Origin of the sequence: Janthinobacterium sp. HH102, assembly GCF_001758625.2 — a bacterium.
In the GTDB taxonomy this organism is placed as follows: Bacteria; Pseudomonadota; Gammaproteobacteria; order Burkholderiales; family Burkholderiaceae_D; genus Janthinobacterium.
This window is the reverse complement of the sequence record NZ_CP062062.1, coordinates 1,661,648-1,685,693: the sequence shown is the minus strand read 5'-3', so window position 1 is coordinate 1,685,693 and position 24,046 is coordinate 1,661,648. Positions and strand designations below refer to the sequence as shown.

The following is a 24,046-nucleotide window of genomic DNA, read 5'->3' as shown; positions in this document are numbered from 1 at the left end:
TTTGAATTGACAGGAGTAAGCATATGCAAATCAATATTCATACCGACAGCACCATCGCCAACACCGCTGGACTGAACGAACATGTGCAATCCGTACTTGAAAGCGCACTGAGCCGCTTCCGCGACAACCTGACCCGCATCGAAGTCCATATCAGCGACACGAATGGCCCGAAAGGCGGCGCCGACGATATCCGCTGCGTCATGGAAGCACGCGTTGCTGGCTATCAACCGATTGCCGTGACCGAACAAAACGCCACCGTGCATCAATCCGTTGCCGGCGCCACCGACAAACTGAAACGCGCCATCGATAGCGCTCTGGGCCGCCTGCAAGACAGCAAGCGCCACGCCACCGGCAAGAATGCCGTGATCGATACGGCCGAAGCGGAAGAAACCGCCGAGTAACTCCCCTCCTGCAGGATTTCCAGAGACTGAGGCAGCCGTTCAAGGCTGCCTTTGCACATCTGGAGCCACCTTCCTGCGCGACAACATCCATAGTAGAACAGCAAGCATTTCAACTTATTAACACGGCAATGAAATAATTGTCGTATTTCCCACAGAAAGTGACACCAAGCAAGCCTTTGTCGTTACAGCCAAGGCCGCTTTACGCTATCATGAAGCTACCGGCCCCCTGCTCGCGCGCGCCGGCTTTTTGAAAGTGTGATTGTGGAACAGATCGGCAACTTCGGCGCTTCAGGCTGCAACATCGGCGATTTACAGCTATTTCGCGATGGGGCGGATAGCCAGACGGCCGCCATGCTGGCGCCCTGCCCCGTCATGCGCCTCGAAGCGGGCGAAGCCATTGCCGACACACAGGGCACCAGCCTGTATATCGTCCTGCGCGGTTCGCTGGCCGTGGCCGCCGACATCCACACGGGCATGGATGACGGCACCGTCAGCAAGGTCTTGCCCGGCGAAAGCGTGGGCGAACAATCGGTGCTCGATGAAGCGAGCAACCTGGCCGCCATTTCCGCCCTGGAAGAAACCGACTTGCTGGTGATCGACGCGGCCGTCGTCTGGGAATTGATCGAACAATCGAACGGCCTGGCGCGCAACCTGCTGCGGCTGCTGTCTTTCCGCATCCGCGCCGCCAACGCCCTGCTGCGCCGCCGGCAGAAGCTGGGCGAGTTCTACCGCCAGATGTCGATGGTCGACAGCTTGACAGGCTTGTACAACCGCGCCTGGCTCACCGATTTATTGCCGACCATGATAGTCACGGCCCACGCCAGCGGCTCGCCGATGTCGCTGGTGATGATAGACCTCGACCATTTCAAGCGTTTCAACGACACGCACGGCCACCAGGCGGGCGACCAGGCGCTGCGCATTGCCGCACAAGTGCTGGGCGCGGCCCTGCGGCCCACGGATTTTGCCGTGCGCTATGGTGGCGAGGAAATGATGGTGATCTTGCCCGATACCAGCAAACACGTGGCCTTGCGGGTCGCCGAACGCTTGTGCGAACGCATGCAGCAAGCCGTCATCTTCGCCGATATGCGCAGCGCGCTGCCGCACATCACGGGTTCCTTCGGCGTGGCCAGCCTGGCGGCCGAACAGGACGACGAAGCGCTGATCGCGGCGGCCGACGCGGCTTTGTATCGCGCGAAGGCCGGCGGCCGCAACCGGGTCATGCTGTAGCTCAGGCAGCCTTGCTGTCGGCCGGCTTGGCAGCATCCGGCTTGGCCGCATCATCCTTCTTGCTGCTGTGCGCAGCGATGAAATCCGCATAGCCCTTCTGCACCAGCTCATACGTCTTGTCGATATTGCCGGCGATATCGCCGTTCAGCACTTTCAAGCCGCCCAGGATGTCGCGCGCTTCCTTGAAGCCTTTTTCCATGCCGCCGCTGATGGTATCCATGAACTTGGTCAGGGCCGTATCGTCGTCCATGCCGGGATTCTGTTTCTTGAACGCGTCAAAAAACCCCGTCGACAGCGAGACGATGCGGCTCGCCGTCGCTTCGGCGCTGTTGTCCTGCGACGCCGCGTTCTGGATCGCATCGTCGCCGTACTGGCCTTTCAGCGCTTCATTGATGTTGGTGATGGCCGTCTTGTACAGCAGCGCCAGCGGTTCATTCTCGGAACCGATGGACACGTTCAACGACGCCTGCATGATGGACGCGTTCAATTGCAGCTTGCTGCGGTCATTCACGCTCATTTCAGCGTTGACGCCGTCCTTTTGCTGGACTTTATCGTCCTTGCCGGCAACGCCCGGACTGACGGAAGTCACGGAAGGGGTGGAATTGCCGCCTGCGGCGATGGGAATTGACACGATAGACCTCCTTGAACGGACAATGTATGCCACCATGCGGGAAACGCGATGATGACCATCCTCTCGTGTAGTATCGGCAGGTTTTCAGAAAACTGAAGCGGCGGCTTGTTTTTAGCGGCCCGGATAACCCATTCAGCAACATTAAGTTACGACCATCAATGACTAACCAGACCTTTCTTTGGCACGACTACGAAACCTTTGGCGCCCAGCCGCGCCGCGACCGCCCGGCCCAGTTCGCCGCGATCCGCACGGATGCCGAACTCAACGAGATCGGCGAACCGATCATGTTGTATTGCCAGCCTGCAAATGATTTCCTGCCCGACCCGCAATCGTGCCTGATCACGGGCATCACGCCGCAGCAATGTCTGCAGCTGGGCGTGCCCGAACACCAGTTCGCCGCCACCATCGAAGCGGCCTTTTCGGAACCGGGCACCATCGGCGTCGGCTACAACACCATCCGTTTCGACGATGAAGTCACGCGCTTCCTGTTCTGGCGCAACCTGATCGACCCGTATGCGCGCGAATGGAAGAACCATTGCGGCCGCTGGGACATCCTCGACGTGGTGCGCATGACGCACGCGCTGCGCCCGGAAGGTATTCTATGGCCGAAGCGCGACGATGGCCAGACCAGTTTCAAACTGGAACACTTGAGCAAGGCCAATGGCCTGGCCCACGAAGCGGCACATGATGCGCTGTCCGACGTGCGCGCCACCATCGCCCTGGCACGATTGATCCGCGAAAAGCAGCCGAAACTGTTCGAATTCTGCCTGGCCCTGCACAAGAAGGACAGGGTCGCCAGCGAAATGGGCATGCACCTGGCCGCCGGAGAGCGCCAGCCCTTCCTGCACGTGTCGGGCATGTTCCCCGCCGAACGGGGTTGCCTGGGCGTCGTCTGGCCGCTGGCCACGCATCCGAGCAACAAGAACGAGATCCTCGTCTGGGATTGCGCCTACGACCCGCGCGAACTGTTCGAGCTGGACGCCGACACCATCCGCACGCGTTTGTTCACGCGCAAGGAAGCGATGCCCGAAGGGATGACGCGCCTGCCCGTGAAAAGCGTCCATTTGAACAAGTCGCCCATGTTGGTCGGCAATTTAAAGACCTTGTCGCCGGCCATGGCCGCGCAATGGGGCATCGACGTGGATGCGGCGAAGATCAACGCCCAGCTGGCCGCCGCGGCGCCGAACATGGATGCCATCTGGGCCGAAGTGTTCCAGCGCCCGGGCGCCAATACGGCCCTGGACGTGGATGAGGATTTGTACAACGGTTTCGTCAGCAACGACGACCGCCGCCTGCTCGAATCCTTGCGTCGCGAAACGCCGGCCAAGCTGGCCACGGCCCGCCCCTCGTTTGCCGACGAGCGCCTGCAGGAATTGCTGTTCCGCTACCGTGCCCGCAATTTCCCGCAAACCCTGAGCGAGGCGGAAAGCCTGCGCTGGGAACAGCACCGCGCCGCCCGATTATTCGACGGCGACGGCGGCGCCCGCACCATCGAGATGCTGTTTACGGAAATCGACCTGCTGTCGGAGTCGGTCGATGAGCGGGGGGAAGAGATTCTGGGCGAGCTGTACGATTACGCGGAGATGGTGGCGCCCATGCGCGACTGAAGGACCAGGCCGGGTAGGTCGGATTAGCCGTAGGTCGGATTAGCTCGTAGAGCGTAATCCGACAACATTGTTGGCCCGAGCGTGGTGGTGTCGGATTACGCGGCGTCGCCGCTAATCCGACCTACGCTGCGCGGTGTTGATTGATCGCATCGCGCGTTTCGATCGCCACGCGGCGCGCCGCGTCGGCCCAGCCGGGTAGGTCGGATTAGCGGGGCAAGGCCCCGCTAATCCGACAACATTGTTGACGTTACCGATATTGTCGGATTACGCGGCTACGCCGCTAATCCGACCTACTCATTGAACCACCAATACGGCCGTAGGTCGGATTAGCTCGTAGAGCGTAATCCGACAACATTGTTGGCCCGAGCGTGGTAGTGTCGGATTACGCGGCGTCGCCGCTAATCCGACCTACGCTGCGCGGTGTTGATTGATCGCATCGCGCGTTTCGATCGCCACGCGGCGCGCCGCGTCGGCCCAGTCTTCGCCGTCCTGCGGCGTGGCGTAGATGATGGCGCGCGAGGAGCTGATCATCATGCCCATGCCGTTCGCCGTCTGGCCAGCGCCGACGGTGGCGGCGATGTCGCCGCCCTGGGCGCCGATGCCGGGCACCAGCAGCGGCATGTCGCCCACGATGGCGCGCACTTGCGCCAGCTCTTCAGGGAAGGTGGCGCCGACGACGAGCGCGCACTGGCCATTCTTGTTCCATTTCTCGGCCACCAGGCGCGCCACGCGCTGGTACAGCGGTTCGCCGTCCGTGTCGAGGAATTGCAGGTCCGAGCCGCCCGGGTTCGAAGTGCGGCACAGGATGATCACGCCGCGGTCTTTCCACGCCAGGTAGGGATCGAGCGAGTCCTCGCCCATGTAGGGGTTCACGGTGACGGCGTCAGCGCCGTAGCGTTCGAACGCTTCGCGCGCGTATTGCGTGGCTGTGGCGCCGATGTCGCCCCGTTTCGCGTCGAGGATCAGCGGGATGTGCGGGTAATTTTCGCGCACGTAGCGGCAGATGTCTTCCAGCTGCTTTTCCGCGCCCAGCGCGGCAAAATAGGCGATCTGCGGCTTGAAGGCGCAGGCCAGGTCGGCCGTGGCATCGATGATGCGCGTGCAAAAGGTGGTGATTCCATCGGGCAAGTCGCGCAGGTCCGCCGGCAGTTTCGCCAGGTCGGGGTCCAGTCCCACGCACAGCAGGGAATTATTGGCCGTCCATGCGGCGGATAATTTATTGATGAAATTCACGGCACACCTTCTCTATATTCAGTTGCAAACCCCGTATTGTAACGCGGCGCTGGCCAGGGAAGGCAGGCTGAGGCGGCGGCCGGCGCTTATTAAACCGACATGGCGGGCCGTTTCAGGTATATTTGCCCCACCTCCTTTACTCTGCACGGAACCCATCATGCAAATCACCAATCAATTCACCAAATGGCTGCGCCTGGCCCTGAGCGTCACCGTCCTGGCCGGCATCCTGACGGGCTGCGGCTACAACGACTTCCAGAGCAAGGACGAAGCCACCAAGGCCGCCTGGGGCGAAGTAGTCAACCAGTACCAGCGCCGCGCCGACCTGATCCCCAACCTGGTCAACACCGTCAAGGGCTATGCCACGCACGAGCGCGAAACCCTGGAAGCGGTGACCAAGGCGCGCGCCGCCGCCACCAGTTTCCAGATCACGCCCGAAGTGCTGAACGACCCGGCCGCCTTCGAAAAATTCCAGCAGGTGCAGGGCCAGCTGTCGTCGGCCCTGTCGCGCCTGATGGTGGTGTCCGAGAAATATCCTGATCTGAAAGCCGACACCAGCTTCCGCGACTTGCAGTCGCAGCTGGAAGGCACGGAAAACCGCATCACCGTGGCGCGCCAGCGTTACATCGCCGCCGTGCAAGATTACAACGTGCATGCGCGCAGCTTCCCGAACAACCTGACGGCGATGATCTTCGGCTACAAGGTCAAGCCTTCGTTCACGGTGGAAAACGAAAAAGCCATTTCGACCGCGCCGACCGTCAACTTCGGCAAATAAGATGAAAGCCTGGTCTTATCTGGCGGCGCTGGCGACGGCGCTGCTGCTGTGGACAGCCTTGCCCGCCAGCGCGCAGGGCTTGCAGCCTGTGCCGCCGCTGGCGGCGCGCGTGACGGACAACGCCGGCATGCTCGATGGCAAGCAGAAAGCGGCGCTGGAAGGCGTGCTGGCCGACTACGAAGCCAAGACGGGCAGCCAGATCGCCGTGCTGCTGGTCAAGAGCACGGAACCGGAAGCCATCGAGCAATACAGCATCCGCGTGACGGATGCCTGGAAGCTGGGCCGCAAGGGCGTCGATGACGGCGTGCTGCTGATGGTGGCGAAGGACAACCCATCGTCCTTGCGCCGCCTGCGCATCGAGGCGGGCCGTGGCGTGCAGGGCGTGCTGACCGATGCGCAATCGAAACGCATCCTGCAAGACGTGATCGCCCCCCATTTCAAGCAAAACGACTATTACGGCGGCCTGGTGGCCGGCATTGGCGCCATCGCTACCTTGCTGAACCAGGAGCAATTTCCCGCACCGGCGCAAAAACAGGCCCCGGCGACCGTGGAAGCGGGCGGCATGACCTTCTGGCTGCCGCTGCTGTTCTTCGGCTTTCTTGTGCTCGTGACCGTGTTCCGCTCGCGTGGCGGGCCGAACCGGCTGCAGCGCGGCAGCAACTGGTCCAGCGGCGCCACGGGCGTCGTGCTGGGCAGCATCTTGAACCAGGCGCTGAACAACCGCGGTGGCGGCTTCGGCGGCGGTGGCGGTGGTTTTGGCGGTGGCGGTGGCGGCGGTGGTTTCGGTGGCGGCGGCGGCGGTTTTGACGGCGGCGGCGCCTCGGGAGATTGGTAATGACGAAACAACTGACATTCGGACAACGCTGCGGACGGGCCCTGAAACATTTGCGGGGCACGCCGGCGACGGCGCGCCAAGCCTTTCCTGAGCGCACCCTGAAAGCCATCGAAACGGCGATTGCCGATGGTGAAACGATGCACCGGGCCGAAGTGCGCCTGATCGTCGAAGCGGCCCTGACGCCGGGCATGGCCTATCACGGCGTGAGCAACCGCGAGCGGGCGCGCGAACTGTTCGCCCAATATGGCGTGTGGGATACGGAAGACAATGTTGGCGTGCTGATCTATATCAACCTGGCCGAACACCAGGTCGATATCGTGGCCGACCGCAACGTGGGCCGGCGCGTGACGCCGGAGCAGTGGGAAGCCGTGTGCCGCACCATGACCAAAGGGTTCAAGGACGGCAATTACCACGACAGCACGCTCGATGCCTTGCAGCAGCTGAATACCTTGCTGCAAAGCCACTTCCCCGCCAATGGGACGCGCGGCAACCAGTTGCCGAACGAACCCATCCTCCTCTGATTCCTGCCCAGGGATTACAATCCGCCATGGCCCCGCAGCATGGCGGCGCCCCCACCCGCCGAGGAGCACACATGAAATTAGTCAATAAAACCGCCATCGTCACGGGCGCCACGCAAGGCATCGGCCTGGCTTGCGCCACCCGCCTGATCGCCGAAGGGGCGCAAGTGATGCTGGTCGACATCAAGGAAGAAGGCGCGCAGGCGGCCGCCGCCCTCGGCCCGCAGGCACGCTTCTTTTGCGCCGACGTCAGCCAGAAAGCGGACGTCGATGCCATGCTGAAAGAAACCCTGGCGCAGTTCGGGCACATCGATATCCTCGTCAACAATGCGGGCGTCACGCATGCGGCCGATTTCCTCGACGTCTGCGAAGACGATTTCGACCGGGTCATGCGCATCAACCTGAAATCGATGTTCCTGTGCGGCCAGGCCGTGGCGCGCGAGATGGTCAAGCGCAACAGCGGCTGCATCATCAATATGTCCAGCGTGAATGCGGAGCTGGCGATCCCGAACCAGGTGCCGTATGTGGTGTCGAAAGGCGCCATCAACCAGCTGACCAAGGTCATGGCCCTGAACCTGGCGCCGCACGGCGTGCGCGTGAACGGCATCGGGCCGGGCACCATCCTGACGGAACTGGCCAAGCAGGCAGTGCTGTCGAGCCCGCAGGCGCGCCACACGATTTTGTCGCGCACGCCGCTGGGCCGCTGCGGCGAGCCGGAAGAAGTGGCCGGCATCGCCGCCTTCCTGGCCAGCGACGACGCCACCTACATGACGGGCCAGACCATCTACGTCGATGGCGGACGCATGGCGCTCAACTACACGGTGGCCGTGAAAGAGTGAAACAGGCGAGTTATATCAAAAAAGAATAATGCATATCTAAAAAGATCATTAGACACATATCGTGCGACGCAGCATAATGCACCTGTCTCCACTATTCTCCTCCAAGAAAATAGTTTTAAGCCCGCTTTCACCAGCGGGCTTTTTTTTTGCTATTGCTGCTGCAACATGGCCATTCTTGCCATTTCTCACAATCTACCCGTTCATTCTGTCTGCCGCAAAAAAATGTTGCGGCGTGTCATCAGCCCGTCATTTTCGCCCCCTATACTTGCTTCATCTGCTGTACAGGCAACCGATATGCCTGACTACAGACAGGTGTGCCGCCATGGCACACCACTCCCCTTTCATGACCGTGGCGGGCGCCGGCAAGGCGCGCGACAGGGTAAGTACCGAGCAACTCTCAACTCTTGACCCTTTCATTTGGGTTTTTGGCCCGCGCCCCCGCGGGCCTTTTTTTTTCCTGTCCGGCAAGCTCTTGCGCAAAAACACGGTGCCCCGCCACGCACATGATATTGTGACTGCCTTTCCACCCATCCTGACGCATCATGCCTGCAGCCTTGTCCGAACTTTGTTTTGCCGACCGCTACGAACGCCTGCGCTACCGCACGGCCCTGCTGTTGTATGTGCTGGTGATTTTGATCGGCGACATCCCCGGCGTGCGCGCGGACGTGGGCCAATATGCATCGGGCGGCGTGCTGCACTCGTTCGGCTATGGCGTGCTGGCCCTGATCCTGTTCAGCGGCACGGCCGGCGGCATGGCCCGCCGGGCGCTGCTGTCGGTGCTGATGGTGGCAGCCATGGGCGCGCTGGACGAATTTATCCAGAGTTTCCTGCCTTACCGCCATGGCGCCGTCAGCGACTGGGTGGTCGATATCACGGCCGCCACGGCCGTGGTGCTGCCGCTGTACTTCCTCTGGCCCGGCATGGCCGCCGCCACGCTGAAGAAGGCGCGCGGCTGATCAGGGCGCCGCGCCGTCGCCGGCGCTCAGCGCCAGGGGCAACTGGCCTTGCCCGGCCGCGGCCCGGCCGGCGATGCGGCGCAAGGCCGCATGCATCTCGCGCCGGCCGTGCGCTCCCGCCGCGCGCGCCGCATCGCGCCGCATTTCCATCAACTGCTCCGACCGTGACAACCTCGTCAAGGCATGCAGGGCCTGGGTCAGCGCATGGCGGGCGCGCATATCGTTCGCCGTGCCCGGCGCACCATACACCGCAATCACCAACTCATTGATCAGCTTGACGCTAGTGGAATCGGAAGCCATTTATTCTCCTGAGATAAGCAGCGGGAAGGACAGCGGGACAGCGCTGACGCTGTGCACATTCGTACAAGAATGTCTTTTATACCAAGCTCGACAATTGAAGCGCTTGATGTATCTCAATGTGAAATAACAAGGATCGAACATCTTTCCTTCCCTGCTCTCTTACTAGCAGTAGTTACGGCCATGCCTGGCATGCGCCATTGACGCTGACCTCCGCCACACCCTGAAAACCGGGTTACCACTTTGTCAGACCAAGAGGAGAACAAGATGAGAGCAAAAAAAACCATGGCGCTGGCCGGCCTGCTGTGTACGCTGGCCGCCTGCAATTCGAATCCGAACAACACCGGCATGAGCAGTACGAATGGCCGCAGCGGTGAAAGCTACAGCAATACGGCCGGGACGGGCAGCACTTCGACCGGAACCGGGACCGGGACCAGCACCAGCAGCACGATGAGCAATGCCGGCACCGGCAGCGCCGACACGCGTACCTCCTCGGCCAATAACGCCATGAACATGGACGGCAGCCAGACGGGTGTCAGCATCGCCTCTGCCACGGTACAGTCGATCGAGCCAGTGCCGCGCGGAATGGATCAGCGCAGCGGCGACATGCAATCCGGCAGTTCCGGCACAGCGGGCAGCACCTCGGGCAATACGCAGTACCGGGTCACCCTGCGCCTGGACGACGGCAGCACACAAACCCTCATGCAAAACTCCCAGCCCAGCTACCAGATCGGCGATCACGTCAAGGTGGTCAACGGCTTGCTGCAGCGCTACTAGGCATACCGCGTCGCCATGCGCGATAGCGTCCGGGGCTGGCGTTCCGGACGCTGAACGCCAGCGCGACACCGCGCCGCCAGCGTTGTGAGACAGGCAAGGCCGGTATTTCATCCGCCTTGCCTGTTGAATTTCATCTGCCTTGCCTGTTGCCTGTTGCCTGTTGCCTGTTACCTGTTGCCTGTTGCCTGTTGCCTGTTGCCTGTTGCCTGTTGCCTGTTGCCTGTTGCCTGTTGCGCCTGTTGCGTGTTGCCTTTTCTTGTCTACGCCTTTCCCTGCCTTTCCCCATTTGCGCCTTTTCCCTGTTTGCGCCTTTTCCCTGTTTGCCTATCCATCCTGCGCCGGGAGCGCCGTTCCTGGCTCCCCCGGCGCAAGCGCCTATTCCACCATGCTCACCTTGCGCCGGCTGGCCGCCAGCCCGGCGATCTGTTCCGCCGCTTTTTTCCCGGCCAGGAAGGCATGGTCGGAATTGTAGTATTCCCATTCGCTGTAGCGCCCCGCCAGCACGATATCCTGCGTGGCCAGCCAGGCCTTCACCAGCGCCACATTGGCGGCCCGCGCGTGGTCGTACACGACATAGGCGTAAGGCATGTCCACCTGGTTGGCAGCCAGCAGCCGGTCGTCGTCGCGCAGCAAGCCCACGGCGATGCAATCGGCCATGCAACGGTCGATCAGGGCTTGCCCATCCAGCGGCAACGGTTTCCAGGGCGAATAACTGATCTCGCACGTCAAGCCAAAGCCGCCCGGCGCATTGCAGTGGGGGCTGGCGTTACCTTGCAGGAAAATGCGGTGGAATATCGTCTCTTCCGGGTAGTAAATCCAGTGTTTCTCGCTGATGTTTTCACGTGCCACGCCCAGGTTGACGCAGCGCACGGAAATATGCCGCAAGGCGTGCGCCGCCGCCCGTACCTGCTGCGGCGCCTGCTCGCCGCTCAGGCGCACCAGTTCCGGCAAGAGCATGGTGCTCAGCAAGTGCTGGTAGCGGAAGCGGCGGCCGTCGGCCAGCACGATTACATGCTGGCGCGGCAGGATCTGCACCACCTCGGCGTTGAGCTCCAGCTGGCCTTGCAGATGCGGCAGGAAGCCCGACATCAATGCCTGGAAACCACCGCGCAAGGGATAGCCGAAGCGGGCATTCGGGCCCATCGGCCTGGCCACCGGTTCGAGCGCGCCCTCGATGATGTCTTCCAGGTTCGGCAACGGTACCCGCCCGCCCAGCCACGACGTTTCCATCTCGGCCAGCGGTACAGTCCATAATTTCTTGTTGTAGGGAATGGCGAAATGGCGGGCGATGCCGCTGCCCCATACCTGATGGATGAACTGCTCGAAATTGAGCCCCGCCTGGGGCGGTGCCGCCACGGCATCGTGCGCCTGTTCCAGCCCCGTGCCGCCGTCGGCGCAGCAGTCTTCCACGGCGCAGGCCCCCGCCGCCGCATGGCCCGACACGGCAGGCGCCTTGCCGTAGCGCGCCTCGATGGCTCCCATGATGCATTCCTTGATGACGGCTGGCGGCAAGCCGTACAGCGCGCCCTGGAAAGGATAGCGCGTGTAGACCTGCTTGCTGTACACCCAGGCTTCGCGGTTTTGCCAGTGCAGGTTGGTGCCCAGCAAGGTGCGGTACATGTCGAGCACATAGTCATCGTTGGAAAACATGATGTGGCCCGCATGGTCGAAAGTGAACCCCCGGTCGACGATGGAGCGGCACCAGCCGCCCACCGTGGCATTTTTGTCCAGCAACAAGGTATCGGCGCCCAGGTGATAGGCGGCGCTCAAGCCCGTCGGGCCGGCACCAATGATGGCGCAGGCCACGGCTTGCGGCGCACCGGGCGGATGCAGGAGGTTGACGCCGGCGCCCGGTGCGGCAGCCTGTGCCGTGCTGACGGCGGGCACCGCCTGGCGGGCCCCCTGCGCCGGCGGCGTCGTGTCGAGCAAGTGGCGCATCTGTTCGACCGTGGCATCCCAGGAGGTACCCTCGACGATGGCGCGCATGCCGGCGGCCATGGCCGCGCGCTGCTCCGGCGTCGCGGCCAGCGCCGCCTCGCAGGCGGCAACAAAGGCATCGGGCGTGTCGGCGATGGCCACGATGCCGCCATACGGCACGGCCACGTCGGTGATCGAAGTGCTAACGATGGGCAACTGCGCCGCCATGTATTCCAGCACCTTGGTAGGACTGATGAAGCGGGTCGCCTCGTTCCGGGCGAAGGGCAGCAGGCACACGTCCCAGCCGGCCAGGAAGTGCGGCAGCGCCTGGTACGGCTGCTGGCCCAGGTAATGGATATTTTGCCGCTGCGGCAGGCTGGCCGGATCGATCTTGAGGATCGGGCCGACGAGCACGATTTGCCAGTCGGGATGGGCATCGGCCAGCGCCGCCACCAGGGCAGGCTCGAAACGCTCGTCGATCACGCCGTAATAGCCCAGCCTGGGACGTCCGATCTCCGCTTGCGCGGGATGGCCGTTGTGGCGGTCCAGCGCCTGTTCGAAGTGCACGGTATCGACGCTGCTGGCGAAGCAATGGACGTTCGCATGGCGCGTGCGTTTCGCCTCGAACAGGCTGGGGCCGCCCGCGAACACCAGTTCGGCGCGCGCCAGCAGGGCCGTTTCGCGCTGCAGTAATTGTCGCGGAGCATTTTTGAATGCGGCCAGTTCATCCATGCAGTCATACACCACCAGGCCCGCGTGCAGGGCCGGCAGCAGCGGCAGCGCCATCGGCGTATAGAACCAGACAATGGGGTCGTCGGCGGGCGTGATCTGGGCCAGCAGCGGTTGCAGCACGGCCAGCTGGTCGTCGTGAAAGCCGGGCGCCCGCACGGCCGTGCGGGGCTGGCACACGGTCACGTTCGGCGCCGGGGTGGACAGCTCCAGCGTGCCCGGCCCGTCATGCCAGACCGGTTCCTCGATGAAGACCACGCGGTAGAACTGAGCCAGCCGCGACAGCAGCTGTTGCGGCCGCTGATACACGAAATTCCAGCGCAGGTGTGAAAAGACGATAATGGTTCGCATGTCAGTTCCTTTCTGCCCCGCCGGGGCAAACGTTGAACAAAGGTGTGCGGTCAGGCGCTGGGCCTGCCGTAGTGCCGCCGCGTAAGGCGGCGAAAGGATGCGCCGCAGCCGCTCCCCTCCCGCCTCTTCCAGGCTGACATCCCACAAGCCGCTGCGGTGCCAGTGGCTGGCATCGTCCCAGTCGGGGCGGTCGATGACGGGATAGATGCAGATACCGCGCAGGTCCGCGCCATGCTGGACGGCCAGCGCCGCCTCGGCGGCCACGTCGCGTATCCAGGCGCCGCGCCCGCTGCCCACGTGGCTCGTTTCCGCCAGCAGCAGCGGCCGCCCATAGCGCCGCCCCACTTCCAGCAATAGCTGATACAGGGGCATGCGGCGCGGCTCGCCCAGGTGCCACCACAGGCGCAGGTTGCTGCCGCTTTCCCACTGGTTGCTGTGGTAGTAGTTCAGGCCGATCAAGTCCAGGTAGCGCGGTGCGCCGCCCAATTCCGGCGCCCGGCGGCCGCACAGCATGTCCCAGGCCTCGAACTGCGAAGCGCGCCAGGCGGCCGCCTGGTCGACCCAGTCCGGCCGTCCCGGCGGCGCGATCACGTGGATCAGGGGATCGCATTGCAGGAAACGCGCATGCGGGCTGACGGCGCGGATGGCGTCGCAGCCGGCCACGGTGGCGCGCACCAGCTGCCGCTTGCCTTCATGACCCGCGTCCGGCCGCTGCATGTTCAGGCACTGGAACATGTGCACCGACAAACCCCAGCTGGTAAACGAGATTTCGTTGACGGGCGAATACACGGGCTTGCTGCCCGCATAGGGCGCGAGAAACTGCGCCGCCGCCCTGCAGTAGCGGGCAAAGCGCGGCACGAAGTCCGGCGAGAACAGGTCGACGTCGGGCGGCCAGCCGTAGTGGCAGAAGGTCCAGTTGACCTGCAGCCCCAGTTCCCGCGCCACGGCGGCGCGCTCCTCGATGCAGGAAAAATCGAAACGGCCATCGCGTTCGGCCAGGCGCCAGCCTATGCTTTCGCGCACGCTGCGGATACCGAACTGGCGCAGCAGCAGATAGTCTTCGCGCACCCTGTCCAGGTGGCCCGTGGCGCGGTTCATGTCCAGCGCCTGGCCGCCGTGCGTGACGTGGTCGGCGCCCTCGTAGCCCGCCTGCCAGTAAGTCAAAAACGGCGCTGCCGCGCCATCGGTATCGGCCATGCCTGCTCCTGTTAATGTAGGGACCAGATGAAACTTGTCAGGCCCGGCTTGCGTTCAATTGAGCCGGATATTGCGGGTGGCCGCGCTGAGCAGTTCCAGCGCGGCCTTCGGCGTTCGGTCCGCCGTCAGCAGGCCATTGGTTTCCTGGAACGTGTCGGCGAACTGCGTGTAGCAAAAGCCGCTGAACATTTGCGCCGTATTGACGACCGTCATCAGGCGCCGGTACAGGTCGAGGAAGGCCGCCTCGTTCCCGACGCGCGCATAGCCCCAGGTATCGGTTTCCCCCTGCTCCCGGTCAAAGGCGATGCCGCCAAATTCCGTGAGGACGATGGGCTGGCCCCGGTGCGGAAAACCGTCGAGCGTGAGGATGCGTCCGCCCGGGCGGCGCTGGTCGAACAAGGTGGTGCGGGCCGAATCGCTGATCGCATAGCGCGCCTGCAGGCGTTCCGGATCGCAGTCGTAGTCGTGGATGCCGAGGATGTCGGTGGCCGACGCTTCCCAGCCGTCGTTGCCGATCACGGGCCGCGTGGGATCGAGCGTGCGCGTCAGGTGGTACAGCGCCTCGACGGCGTTGCGGTGGGCCTGGATGGCCGTCAGGTTGGGCACGCCCCACGATTCGTTGAACGGCACCCAGACGAGAATACACGGGTGGCTGTAGTCGCGTTCGATCACGTCCGTCCATTCGCGCACCATGCGCGTGATGGCCTTGCCGGAAAAACGGTAAGTGGACGGCATTTCTTCCCACACCAGCAAGCCCAGGCGGTCGGCCCAGTACAGGTAGCGCGGGTCCTCGATCTTCTGGTGCTTGCGCACGCCGTTGAAACCCATGGCCTTGGCCAGTTCCACGTCGTGCCGCAAGGCCGCATCGGAAGGCGCCGCCAGCAGGGTGTCGGGCCAGTAACCCTGGTCCAGCACCAGGCGCAGCGGATACGGCCGGCCATTGAGCATGAAGCGGTCGCGGTTGATCGCCACCGAGCGCAGCGCCGTGTACGACCTGACCGTGTCGAGCAAGGCGTCGCCATGCCGCAGCGTGACTTCGGCATCGAGCAGGATGGGCCGCTCCGGGCTCCACAGCAGTTCGTTGCGCGAATCGTCGATGCCGGGATCGGACAGGGCGATCTTGCGGCTCGCTTCGTTTTCGATCAGCTTGTACTGGTCGTCGGCCAGCAGATTGTCGCCATGCCAGATGCGCACGCCCACGATGAGATCGTCGTGCAGCTCGCCCATGGCGAACACGTCGCAGCCGATTTCATAGCCCTCGAACACGGGCGTCCAGCGCAGCTTGCCGATGTAGGTGGTGGCCACGCGCTCGATCCACACGCTTTGCCAGATGCCTGTGGTGCGCGGATACCAGATGGAATGGGGCAGCAGTTGCCAGTCCTGCTTGCCGCGCGGCTTGGCCAGGTCGTGCGGATCGTCCTCGACGCGCACCGTCAGCACCTGCGGCCCGTCGGCCAGCAGGGCATGGCTGATGTTGGCGACAAACGGCGTGTGGCCTCCCTCATGCTCGGCCACCACGTGACCGTTCAGCCAGACCTTGGCATGGTAGTCGACGGCGCCGAAATGCAGCAGCACGCAGGGTCCGCCCGGCTGCAGCAGGAAGTCGCGCTGATACCAGCATACGCGGTGAAAACCGCGGTCGCCCACGCCGCTGGCCTGCGATTCCGGCGGAAACGGCACGATGATCTCGTGCGTCCAGCCGATGCCGCCGTCGGGCAGGCGGTAGCGCCGTTCATTGTCGAAGGTGAAACGCCAGGCGCCGTTCAGCGATTGCCAGTTCTCGCGCACCATCTGCGGACGGGGATAGGCAAAGCCGCCCGCGCCAGGCAGGGCAGTACCGGCCAGGCCGTCATTCGTATGGGGTGGGGAGAGATGGTCATCGAGCATGCCAATTGGATGCATGCGGCATGGGGCAAGTTCCGCCGTATGGGGCTTGGGCGGTGATGCATGAGCAGGATCAAACCATGCTCAGTCGAGCGGAACCAGCATGCGTGCGTGGCGTCCCAAAGCGTTAAAGCGCTGTACCACCGTACGCCCCGCGCTGGCCGCGCATTGCTTGCGGCACAGGGCCACGCAAGCGCCGCCAAAACCGGCGCCCGTCAGGCGCGCGCCGTACACGGCCGACTGCGCCGACAGCAGCGCCACCAGCGCATCGAGCACCGGCAGCGACACCTCGTAATCGTCGCGCAGGCTGGCGTGCGACTGCGCCATCAGCTGGCCGAAGCGCACGGGACCATGCTGGCCGCAAGCCTGCAGCACGCGCAGGTTTTCGCTGACCACGTGGCGCGCGCGGCGGCGGTACGGCTCGGGCAAGCCTTCCACCACGGAGGGCTCGCGCACGTCGCGCAGTGCCGCCACGCCCAGCAGGCGCGCCGCCTGTTCGCACTCGGCGCGCCGCACGTTGTAGGCGCTGCCGGCCAGAGTGCGCGGCACGCCGCTGTCGATGACCAGCACCTCGCTGTCATGGGGCAGCGCCAGCAGTTCATGGCGCAGGGTGCGTGCGTCGAGCAGCAGCATGTGATGTTCGTCGGCCAGACTGCATGCCATTTGGTCCATCACGCCGCAATTGACCTGCGCGTAGCGGATTTCCGCCTGCTGCCCCATCAGCGCCAGCGACACGTCATCGATCTGCAGTCCCAGCAACTGGCGCAGCGCGCGCAGCATGGCGATCTCCAGCGCGGCGCTGCTCGACAGGCCGGCGCCCGGCGGCACGTCCGAATCGATATGGCCGCGCACGGCCGGCACCGCGACGCCGCGCTCCTCGAGCAGGCGTATGCAGCCTTCCAGGTAGCGGCCAAAGCCGGGCGGTGCGGCGCTCTGGCGCTCGAAACGCACGAGTTCGTCAAGGGTGGCGGAATAGAACTGGTGGTGCCCGTCGGCGGCCAGCGCCAGCATCACCCGCGTGCGCTGCGGCGTGGCGCACGGCAGCATGTAGCCATCGTTGTAGTCCGTATGCTCGCCCAGCAGGTTGACCCGTCCGGGCGCCGAGGCCGCCACCACGGGGACGGCGCCGAAATACGCGTCGGGGGTGATCATTGCACTTCCAGGGTCAGCGGACGCCGCCGTCCCTGCACCGTTGCCGCCGGCCAGTCGGGATCGCAAGTCAGGTTGTGCAGGCGCCCGCCGCTGAGCAGGAAAGTGTCTTCCACCATGCTGCCGGGCAGGCTGGGATGGAAGGCCACGGCCATGCCGTCCTTCAGGGCGATTTCCGTATGCGCGCCGGCGGCCACCTCGGGCGCGCGGTAGCCGGCGATGCCGCCCTGCCGGAATTCCTGCACCGTATCGGGCTGGCCCGCATAGGCATAGGCGCTATCGAGCGCGTGATACACCATGCTCAGCGCATGCCCCGCCACGCAGGCATCGAGCGCCACCGCTTCGAGCGCCAGGATGGCCGCGTCGGCTTCGCCGATGCCGTCGCGCGCGGGACGGAAACGGCGCTGGCGGCTCAGGCTGGCGCACAGGCCGAAACCTTGCGCGCACAGCGCCAGCACGGCCCGTTCGCCCAGCGGCGACGCAGCGGGCGGCGCGCGCCGGTAGCGCTCGAAGCGCTCGGCGCCGGCCGCCAGCACGTACACGGCATGCAGGCCGCGCGACCACAGGGCGCGGGCGCAGGCGCCGGCCAGCTCCTGCTCGCTCCAATCGGGCCGCGCGGCGCGCAGCGCCTCGCTGGCGGCAGCGGAGGCCAGCCGCCCCACTTCGCGGTAGCGCGCCTGTTCCGGCGCCAGCAAGGGCAAGCGCTCCTCGCGCAGGGCGACGGGCAGGCAGCGCTCGTGCAGCCCGGGCCGGTCGCACAGCACGGGCCTCCCCTGCGCCGCATGCTGCACGAAATGCTCGCGCAATTCGGCCAGCCGGGGCTGCATCCACGGCGTCACTTGCCAGGTCCAGCAGCCGCGCACCTCTTCCTGGCGCAGCCGCTGCGCCTCGGCCGCATCGGTCAGGATGTAGGCCGCATCGCGCGTGACGAGCACCTCTGCACAGCCGCACTCGGCCGTCTGGCAGGTGCTGCCCGACGCGCCGGCCGTGGCCCAGGCGAACCAGTCCACGCCGCGCAGGCGCAACGCGCCGGCCTTTTCCTGTTCCAGCCAGCCACGCATCTGCGCCAGTTTGTGCGCAATTTCCAGTTCGACATTCCAGTTCATGCGATTTCCTCTGCCATTTCCCATGCCACGCGCACTTGCTGCAGCTGCCGCGCCGATTCCTCGGGCAGGGCATCCATGGCGTACATGCCGGCGGCCAGCTCGGTGCCGGCCAGATATTTGAGCCGTTCGCGCGTGCGGTACGGCGGATAAAACTGTGCGTGCAGCTGCGTTTCCGGATGCGCGCGGCCGTCCGGCGGCGCCTGGTACCAGGCCATCAGATAAGGCATGGCGCGCTGCCACAAGCCGTCGTATTTCAGCAGCACGGTCTTGAGGGCGCGCGCCAGGTCGTCGCGCTGCAATGCCGACAAGGCCGCGAAGCTGTCCGTCTGCTGCAGCGGCATCACCCACGCTTCATACGGATAGCGGGCGCAGGCGGGCACAAAGGCGATCGCCTCCGGTCCCAGGTACAGCAGGCGCGCGCCGCCATCGGCTTCGCGCCGCGCCATGTCCACCAGCAGGGCCTGGCCATGGCTGGCGAAATATGCGTGTTCCTGCTCCAGCATGCGCGCCGGCACGGGCGGCACAAAGGGGTAGGCATAGATCTGGCCATGCGGATGGTGCAGGGTCACGCCCACTTCCGCGCCGCGGTTCTCGAACGGCAGCACGTACGCGATGCCTGGCCGGCTGGCCAGCTGTGCCGTGCGCTCCCCCCACACCTGCAGCAACAAGGCGATGTGGCCGGGCGCCAGCGTGCCCAGCGAGGCGCCGGCATCCTGCGCGAACACCACCACTTCGCAATGGCCGCGGGCGGGCGCCGTGGCGACCGTCAAGTCGGGCGGATCATGGGCATGCGGCGCCAGGGTGGGAAAGCGGTTGTCGAAGACGGCGATATCGTAGTCGCCGGCAGGCAATTCCGTCGGCTGCGCGGCATCGCGCGTGGGCGCCAGCGGGTTGTACCGGGCCGGCGGCAGGAAGGGGCGGCCCTGGCGGTAAGCCGCATACGCCACCCATTCGCCGCGCAAGGGATGCCAGCGCAAGTGCGGATTGGCCTCCTGCGGCTCGGGGAAGGGACTCGGTGCAACGCCGGCGACGACGATGGGACGCCGGCTGTACAGGCTCAGCTGGCGCCCGTCGGGCTTGGCAAGTTGCTTGCAATACATGATGTTTCACAATCTTAAGACGCGAATTCTTAAGACTGGCACTGGCAACAAAAGTTCCACAGTCTGCAAATATTTACCAGGTTTGCTCAACACCGGTTTCCCGTCGTGACGAGTTTTTTACCGATCAGTACGCAAATTCCCGATTCGCATTATCATGTGCACAGCCTGTCATCCCTGCCGCTTTCAAGGCCGACCCTATTGTCGTCAGGGGATAGACAAATCGTCCATTGTGATTTTCCACCACGTCCCGATATCGCTACCATGATTCCATTTTCCATACTCGACCTCGCGCCCATCGCCGAAGGCAGCAACGCCAGCCAGTCGTTCAAGAACACGCTGGACCTGGCGCAGCACGGCGAACGCTGGGGCTACAACCGCTACTGGCTGGCCGAACACCACGGCATGCCCGGCATCGCCAGCGCCGCCACGGCCGTCGTCATCGCCCATGTGGCGGCCGGCACCAAGACCATCCGCGTGGGCGCGGGCGGCGTGATGCTGCCGAACCACTCGCCGCTGGTCATCGCGGAACAGTTCGGCACCCTGGAAGCGCTGCACCCGGGCCGCATCGACCTGGGCCTGGGCCGCGCGCCCGGCTCCGACCAGACGACGGCGCGCGCCCTGCGCCGCGACCTGCAGTCCGACGCGGAACAGTTTCCGCAGGACGTGCTGGAATTGATCGACTATATGTCCGACGAGCCGCGCCAGCGCGTGCTGGCCGTGCCCGGCAAGGGCGCGAAAGTGCCTGTATGGATACTCGGGTCGAGCCTGTTCGGCGCCCAGCTGGCCGCCCACCTGGGCTTGCCGTATGCGTTCGCCTCGCACTTCGCGCCGCAAATGATGATGCAAGCCGTGGCCTATTACCGCGAACACTTCAAGCCGTCGAAGCAATTGGCAAAACCGTACGTGATGCTGGGCTTTAACGTCTTCGCCGCCGACACGGATGCCGAGGCGCACTTGCGCGCCACGTCGATGCAACAGGCATTCGTCAACCTGCGCACGGGCCGCCCGTCCCGTCTGCAACCGCCCGTGCCCGGCTACCTGGAGCAACTGGGCCCGCAGGAACGCGCCATGCTCGATTCCGTCCTGTCCTGCACGGCCATCGGCGCGCCGGACACGGTGAAGGCGAAAATGGCCGCCTTCATCGCCGAAACGGGCGCCGACGAACTGATGATCACCTCGCAAATCTTCGAGCACCAGCACCGCCTGCGCTCGTATGAAATCACGGCGCAAGTGCATGCGGAGCTGGCGCGCGCGCAGTAACTTCACTGTCTTCCTCGGTATTTCCCCAAATACCCTTTTCCCGGCCGTCGGCAACGATCGCCGGGATTTTTTTGCTCGCGTCCAGTCACAAAATCGGCCGCGCCCGGCAAGAAATGCGCAGCCCCGCTATCATGCTCATCCAAAAGCATCATTCCAAGAAAGTTGTACCGCATGAAATCCGCACCATCGAATGTCGACGCCAGCACCCTGCTGAGCTCCACCCGCATCCTGTTGTTCGCCCTGTCCGCCGGCGTGCTCGTCGCCAGTCTGTACTATGTGCAGCCGCTCACGTCCATGCTGGCCGCCTCGTTTGGCGTGAGCGTGCCGCAAGCGGGCTACCTGGTCACGGCCACGCAGATCGGCTATGTGCTGGGCATCGTGTTTTTGGTCCCCCTCAGTGACGTACTGAACCGCCGCCAGTTGCTGACGTGGATGCTGATTGCCAAGATCGGTGCCCTGTTGCTGGCCGCCACCAGCCAGAACATCATCGTCTTTGCCGTCGCCAGCGTCTTGATGGGGATCACGGCCAGCGCCTTGATGGTGGTCACGGCCATGGTGGCTTCGTATGCGCCCGACCACAGCCGGGGCCGCATGGTGGGCACCGTCATGACGGGTTTATTATTGGGCATCTTGCTGGCGCGTACCGTCTCCGGTACCGTGTCGCAGATCAGCGGTGGCTGGCGCACCGTCTACGTGCTGGCCGCCATCGTCGTGGCCGCCCTGCTCGTCATGCTGCGCCGCATCCTGCCGAACGAAGCGCCGCGTGGCACGCTGCAGTACGGCAAGCTGATGGCTTCCCTGGCCGACATCATCCGCCAGGAACCGTTGCTGCGCCAGCGCGCCCTGTTCTCGGGCCTGGGCCTGGGCACCTTCAGCGTGTTCTGGACGGGCCTGACCTTCCTGCTCAGCGGCGCGCCGTACCACTATTCGGAAATGCAGATCGGCCTGTTCGGCCTGGCGGGCGCCACAGGCGCCTTTGCCGCCAACACGGCGGGCCGCATGGCCGACCGCGGCTATGCGCGCCAGGCCACGTGGCTGCTGGCCGTCGCCTCGATCGCGGGCTGGGCCCTGATCGGCTTCGGCGCCCATTCGCTGGCGCTGCTGTTGATCGGTATCGTGCTGCTGGACATGGGCGTGATGGGTTTGCAAGTGACGCACCAGTCCATCATCTATAAACTGGCTCCGCATGCGCGGGCGCGGGTCACCACTGTCTTCATCGCGGGCGGCTTCATCGGCGCCTCGGCTGGCTCCGCGCTGGCCAGCGCCAGCTTCGCCGCTGGCGGCTGGCCCGCCCTGTGCATGGTCGGCGGCGCCATGCCGCTGTTGCTGCTGATCGTGTGGAGCAAGTACCGGCATACGCAGCGCAGGCTGGAACGGGCGGCTTGATCCGGCGCTGCGGGGCTGCGGCGCAAACAATGTTGTCGGGTTACGCGCTGGCGCGCTAACCCGACCTACGCACTTGCTCCAAGCGAACAGGCGTAGGTCGGATTAGCGGGACCGCCGAGGCGCGGCGAGGCCGCGCGTAATCCGACAACGTTGTTTGCACAGACCACGTCTTATTTCGCGGCCGGCCCGCGCGCCTTGCCAAACGCATCGCCCGCCTTCCAGGCCGGCATTCTGGCCGCATTCGCCACGGCTTGCCCCAGGTTCAAGGTGAATTGCGCCTGCTGCGTCATGCCGGACAGATCCCAGCTGGCGTCGTACTCATCGGTCACCTGATGGTAGCGGGGGCCGTAGGCGGCCGCCTTGGCTTTCGACGCGGCCACGTCCTTGATGTACTCGCGTCCGCCATTGATGGAAAACGCGGGTACGCCCGCCTTGGCAAAGCTGAAATGGTCGCTGCGGAAATAGCCGCCGGCCAGGTCGGGACGCGCAGCCGCAATGTGCATGCCCATGGCTTTCGCCACCGTGGCGGCCATCGCCCCCAGCTCCGTGCGCTCGCTGCCCTGCGCGCCGATGTCATGCGTGGCGCCGACGAAGTTCAGGCTGTCGAGGTTCAGCGCGGCGGCCGTCTTGTCCAGCGGCCACAGCGGATCGGCCGCGTAGGCGGCGCTGCCCAATAGCCCCTGCTCTTCGGCCGCCACCCACAGGAAGATCTGCGTGCGCTTCGCCGGCTTTTTCACCGCTTCCTGCGCCATGGCCAGCAAGCCGGCAATGCCGGAAGCGTTGTCGACGGCGCCGTTGTAAATCGTGTCGCCAGAGTCACCTTGCTTGCCCAGATGATCCCAGTGGCCGCTGTAGATGACGGCTTCATCTTTCAATGTCGGGTCGGTGCCCGGCACCATGCCGGCGATATTGAATTGCTCCACCTTGCGCACGATGGACTTCATCTCGCCCGACAGCTTGGCGTTCAAGGCGACGGCCTGGAAATCCTTGCTTTCCGCCTTGGCGCGCAAGGCGTCCAGGTCCTGGCCGCCCGCCGCAAACAGCCGGCGCGCCGCGTCTTCCGCGATCCAGCCCTGCAGGGGCGTACCGGCAGTGCGATCGGCCAACTGGAAGCGTTCGCTGCCGCTCCAGCTGTTCTGCACGACGCTCCAGTGGTACGAGGCCGATGGTTTCGTGTGGATCAGCAATACGCCCGCCGCGCCCTGGCGCCTGGCTTCCTCGAATTTATAGGTCCAGCGGCCGTAATAGGTCAGCGCCTTGCCGGCAAAGCGGTTCGGATCAAGCGCAGTCGGCTGCGGGTCGTTGACCATCATGACGACGATCTTGTTTTTGACATCGACGCTCTTGAAATCATTCCAGCCCTCTTCCGGCGCCGTGATGCCGTAGCCGACGAAGACGAGCGGCGCGTCGAAGGTGTGGGCGGCAACGGAGTCGCCCGTGGCCCAGACCCAGTCGGGGCCGAACGCCAGCGGCACGGCCTTGCCGCCGGCCACCGCCTGCAGGCTGCTCTCGGCAGGCAGCGACTTCACGCCGGCGATCCGCACGCTCTGGCGGTAGCTGTTGCCGCGCACGGGTTGCAGTCCGGCCATCTGCGCCTGGGTTTCCAGGTACGCCACCGTCAAGTCGGCGCCGCGCTGGCCCGTGCCCCGGCCTTCAAGCAAATCGTTGGACAGGAAGGCCAGGTGGGCGCGCAAGGGCGCTTCCTGCACCACGGGCAAACCGGTAGCGGCCTGGGCGGAAAACGCCAGCGCAGTCAAGGCCAGGGAAGAAAACAGCTTCTGCATAAGATCCTTTGGATAAGAGGAGACATTCAGTCCGGCGGATGGCCGGGCCGGCGATTGTATGCCATGGGGCAGGCGCGGCAAAATGCGGAC

20 protein-coding genes are annotated in these 24,046 nt (G+C 64.5%); 11 read left to right on the top strand and 9 right to left on the bottom strand.

Annotated features, from left to right (window positions below; genetic code table 11):
* The first annotated feature begins 23 nt into the window (after positions 1 to 23).
* Both JAB4_RS07550 and JAB4_RS07545 read left to right on the top strand, forming a co-directional pair.
* Positions 24 to 401, top strand: coding sequence for an HPF/RaiA family ribosome-associated protein (locus JAB4_RS07550; protein WP_070221366.1), 378 nt, complete (start codon positions 24 to 26; stop codon positions 399 to 401).
* Between the two features lie 261 nt (positions 402 to 662).
* Positions 663 to 1,628 (top strand): GGDEF domain-containing protein, encoded by a 966-nt coding sequence (locus JAB4_RS07545; protein ID WP_070221379.1) that lies wholly within the window; start codon positions 663 to 665, stop codon positions 1,626 to 1,628.
* 1 nt (position 1,629) lies between these two features.
* Here JAB4_RS07545 and JAB4_RS07540 read toward each other — a convergent pair whose 3' ends face one another.
* The gene (locus JAB4_RS07540) at positions 1,630 to 2,259 is read right to left on the bottom strand and encodes a DUF5610 domain-containing protein (protein WP_227742112.1); all 630 of its coding nucleotides are present in this window, start codon (positions 2,257 to 2,259) and stop codon (positions 1,630 to 1,632) included.
* 158 nt (positions 2,260 to 2,417) lie between these two features.
* On the opposite strand from JAB4_RS07540, the gene sbcB reads away from it, so the two are divergent.
* Entirely contained in the window at positions 2,418 to 3,866 is a 1,449-nt protein-coding gene (sbcB, locus tag JAB4_RS07535) for an exodeoxyribonuclease I (RefSeq protein WP_070221364.1), read from the top strand.
* A gap of 408 nt (positions 3,867 to 4,274) precedes the next feature.
* Here sbcB and pyrF read toward each other — a convergent pair whose 3' ends face one another.
* A complete protein-coding gene (pyrF, locus tag JAB4_RS07530; RefSeq protein ID WP_070221363.1) occupies positions 4,275 to 5,099 on the bottom strand; it encodes an orotidine-5'-phosphate decarboxylase in 825 nt (274 codons plus the stop codon).
* Between the two features lie 157 nt (positions 5,100 to 5,256).
* On the opposite strand from pyrF, the gene JAB4_RS07525 reads away from it, so the two are divergent.
* The 5 genes from JAB4_RS07525 (at position 5,257) to JAB4_RS07505 (ending at position 9,019) form a co-directional block, all read left to right on the top strand.
* A complete protein-coding gene (locus JAB4_RS07525) occupies positions 5,257 to 5,871 on the top strand; it encodes a LemA family protein (protein WP_070221362.1) in 615 nt (204 codons plus the stop codon).
* A gap of 1 nt (position 5,872) precedes the next feature.
* Positions 5,873 to 6,706, top strand: a complete 834-nt coding sequence (locus tag JAB4_RS07520) for a TPM domain-containing protein (protein WP_070308543.1) — start codon at positions 5,873 to 5,875, stop codon at positions 6,704 to 6,706.
* Positions 6,706 to 7,227, top strand: coding sequence for a TPM domain-containing protein (locus JAB4_RS07515; protein WP_070218138.1), 522 nt, complete (start codon positions 6,706 to 6,708; stop codon positions 7,225 to 7,227). Before JAB4_RS07520 ends, JAB4_RS07515 begins: the two co-directional genes overlap by 1 nt.
* Before the next feature lie 71 nt (positions 7,228 to 7,298).
* Positions 7,299 to 8,063, top strand: coding sequence for an SDR family oxidoreductase (locus tag JAB4_RS07510; RefSeq protein WP_035825332.1), 765 nt, complete (start codon positions 7,299 to 7,301; stop codon positions 8,061 to 8,063).
* A 542-nt stretch (positions 8,064 to 8,605) separates the two neighbouring features.
* Complete coding sequence (locus JAB4_RS07505; protein ID WP_070218139.1) at positions 8,606 to 9,019, top strand: VanZ family protein; 414 nt, start codon at positions 8,606 to 8,608, stop codon at positions 9,017 to 9,019.
* On the opposite strand, the gene JAB4_RS07500 is transcribed toward JAB4_RS07505, so the two are convergent.
* Positions 9,020 to 9,319 (bottom strand): hypothetical protein, encoded by a 300-nt coding sequence (locus JAB4_RS07500; RefSeq protein ID WP_070218140.1) that lies wholly within the window; start codon positions 9,317 to 9,319, stop codon positions 9,020 to 9,022.
* 264 nt (positions 9,320 to 9,583) lie between these two features.
* On the opposite strand from JAB4_RS07500, the gene JAB4_RS07495 reads away from it, so the two are divergent.
* The gene (locus JAB4_RS07495) at positions 9,584 to 10,093 is read left to right on the top strand and encodes a hypothetical protein (RefSeq protein ID WP_139143856.1); all 510 of its coding nucleotides are present in this window, start codon (positions 9,584 to 9,586) and stop codon (positions 10,091 to 10,093) included.
* 375 nt (positions 10,094 to 10,468) lie between these two features.
* Here JAB4_RS07495 and JAB4_RS07490 read toward each other — a convergent pair whose 3' ends face one another.
* The 5 genes from JAB4_RS07490 to galT form a co-directional block, all read right to left on the bottom strand.
* Entirely contained in the window at positions 10,469 to 14,287 is a 3,819-nt protein-coding gene (locus tag JAB4_RS07490) for an NAD(P)-binding protein (RefSeq protein ID WP_070218142.1), read from the bottom strand.
* Positions 14,288 to 14,341: 54 nt separating this feature from the next.
* Positions 14,342 to 16,189: a glycoside hydrolase family 2 TIM barrel-domain containing protein gene (locus tag JAB4_RS07485; protein ID WP_306798468.1), complete on the bottom strand. Its 1,848-nt coding sequence runs from the start codon at positions 16,187 to 16,189 to the stop codon at positions 14,342 to 14,344.
* A gap of 66 nt (positions 16,190 to 16,255) precedes the next feature.
* A complete protein-coding gene (galK, locus tag JAB4_RS07480; RefSeq protein ID WP_070218143.1) occupies positions 16,256 to 17,323 on the bottom strand; it encodes a galactokinase in 1,068 nt (355 codons plus the stop codon).
* On the bottom strand, positions 17,320 to 18,426 hold the full coding sequence (locus tag JAB4_RS07475; RefSeq protein ID WP_070218144.1) for a M24 family metallopeptidase: 1,107 nt from the start codon (positions 18,424 to 18,426) through the stop codon (positions 17,320 to 17,322). The genes galK and JAB4_RS07475 overlap by 4 nt, the downstream gene beginning before the upstream one ends.
* Complete coding sequence (gene galT, locus JAB4_RS07470) at positions 18,423 to 19,526, bottom strand: galactose-1-phosphate uridylyltransferase (RefSeq protein WP_070218145.1); 1,104 nt, start codon at positions 19,524 to 19,526, stop codon at positions 18,423 to 18,425. The genes JAB4_RS07475 and galT overlap by 4 nt, the downstream gene beginning before the upstream one ends.
* Positions 19,527 to 19,787: 261 nt before the next feature.
* Between galT and JAB4_RS07465 the strand changes: the two genes are divergently transcribed.
* Both JAB4_RS07465 and JAB4_RS07460 read left to right on the top strand, forming a co-directional pair.
* The gene (locus tag JAB4_RS07465; protein WP_070218146.1) at positions 19,788 to 20,786 is read left to right on the top strand and encodes an LLM class flavin-dependent oxidoreductase; all 999 of its coding nucleotides are present in this window, start codon (positions 19,788 to 19,790) and stop codon (positions 20,784 to 20,786) included.
* 171 nt (positions 20,787 to 20,957) lie between these two features.
* The gene (locus tag JAB4_RS07460; protein WP_070218147.1) at positions 20,958 to 22,172 is read left to right on the top strand and encodes an MFS transporter; all 1,215 of its coding nucleotides are present in this window, start codon (positions 20,958 to 20,960) and stop codon (positions 22,170 to 22,172) included.
* A gap of 170 nt (positions 22,173 to 22,342) precedes the next feature.
* On the opposite strand, the gene JAB4_RS07455 is transcribed toward JAB4_RS07460, so the two are convergent.
* Positions 22,343 to 23,956 carry a M28 family peptidase gene (locus JAB4_RS07455; RefSeq protein WP_070218148.1) on the bottom strand — a complete coding sequence of 538 codons (1,614 nt, stop codon included), beginning with the start codon at positions 23,954 to 23,956 and terminating at the stop codon, positions 22,343 to 22,345.
* Between the last annotated feature and the right edge of the window lie 90 nt (positions 23,957 to 24,046).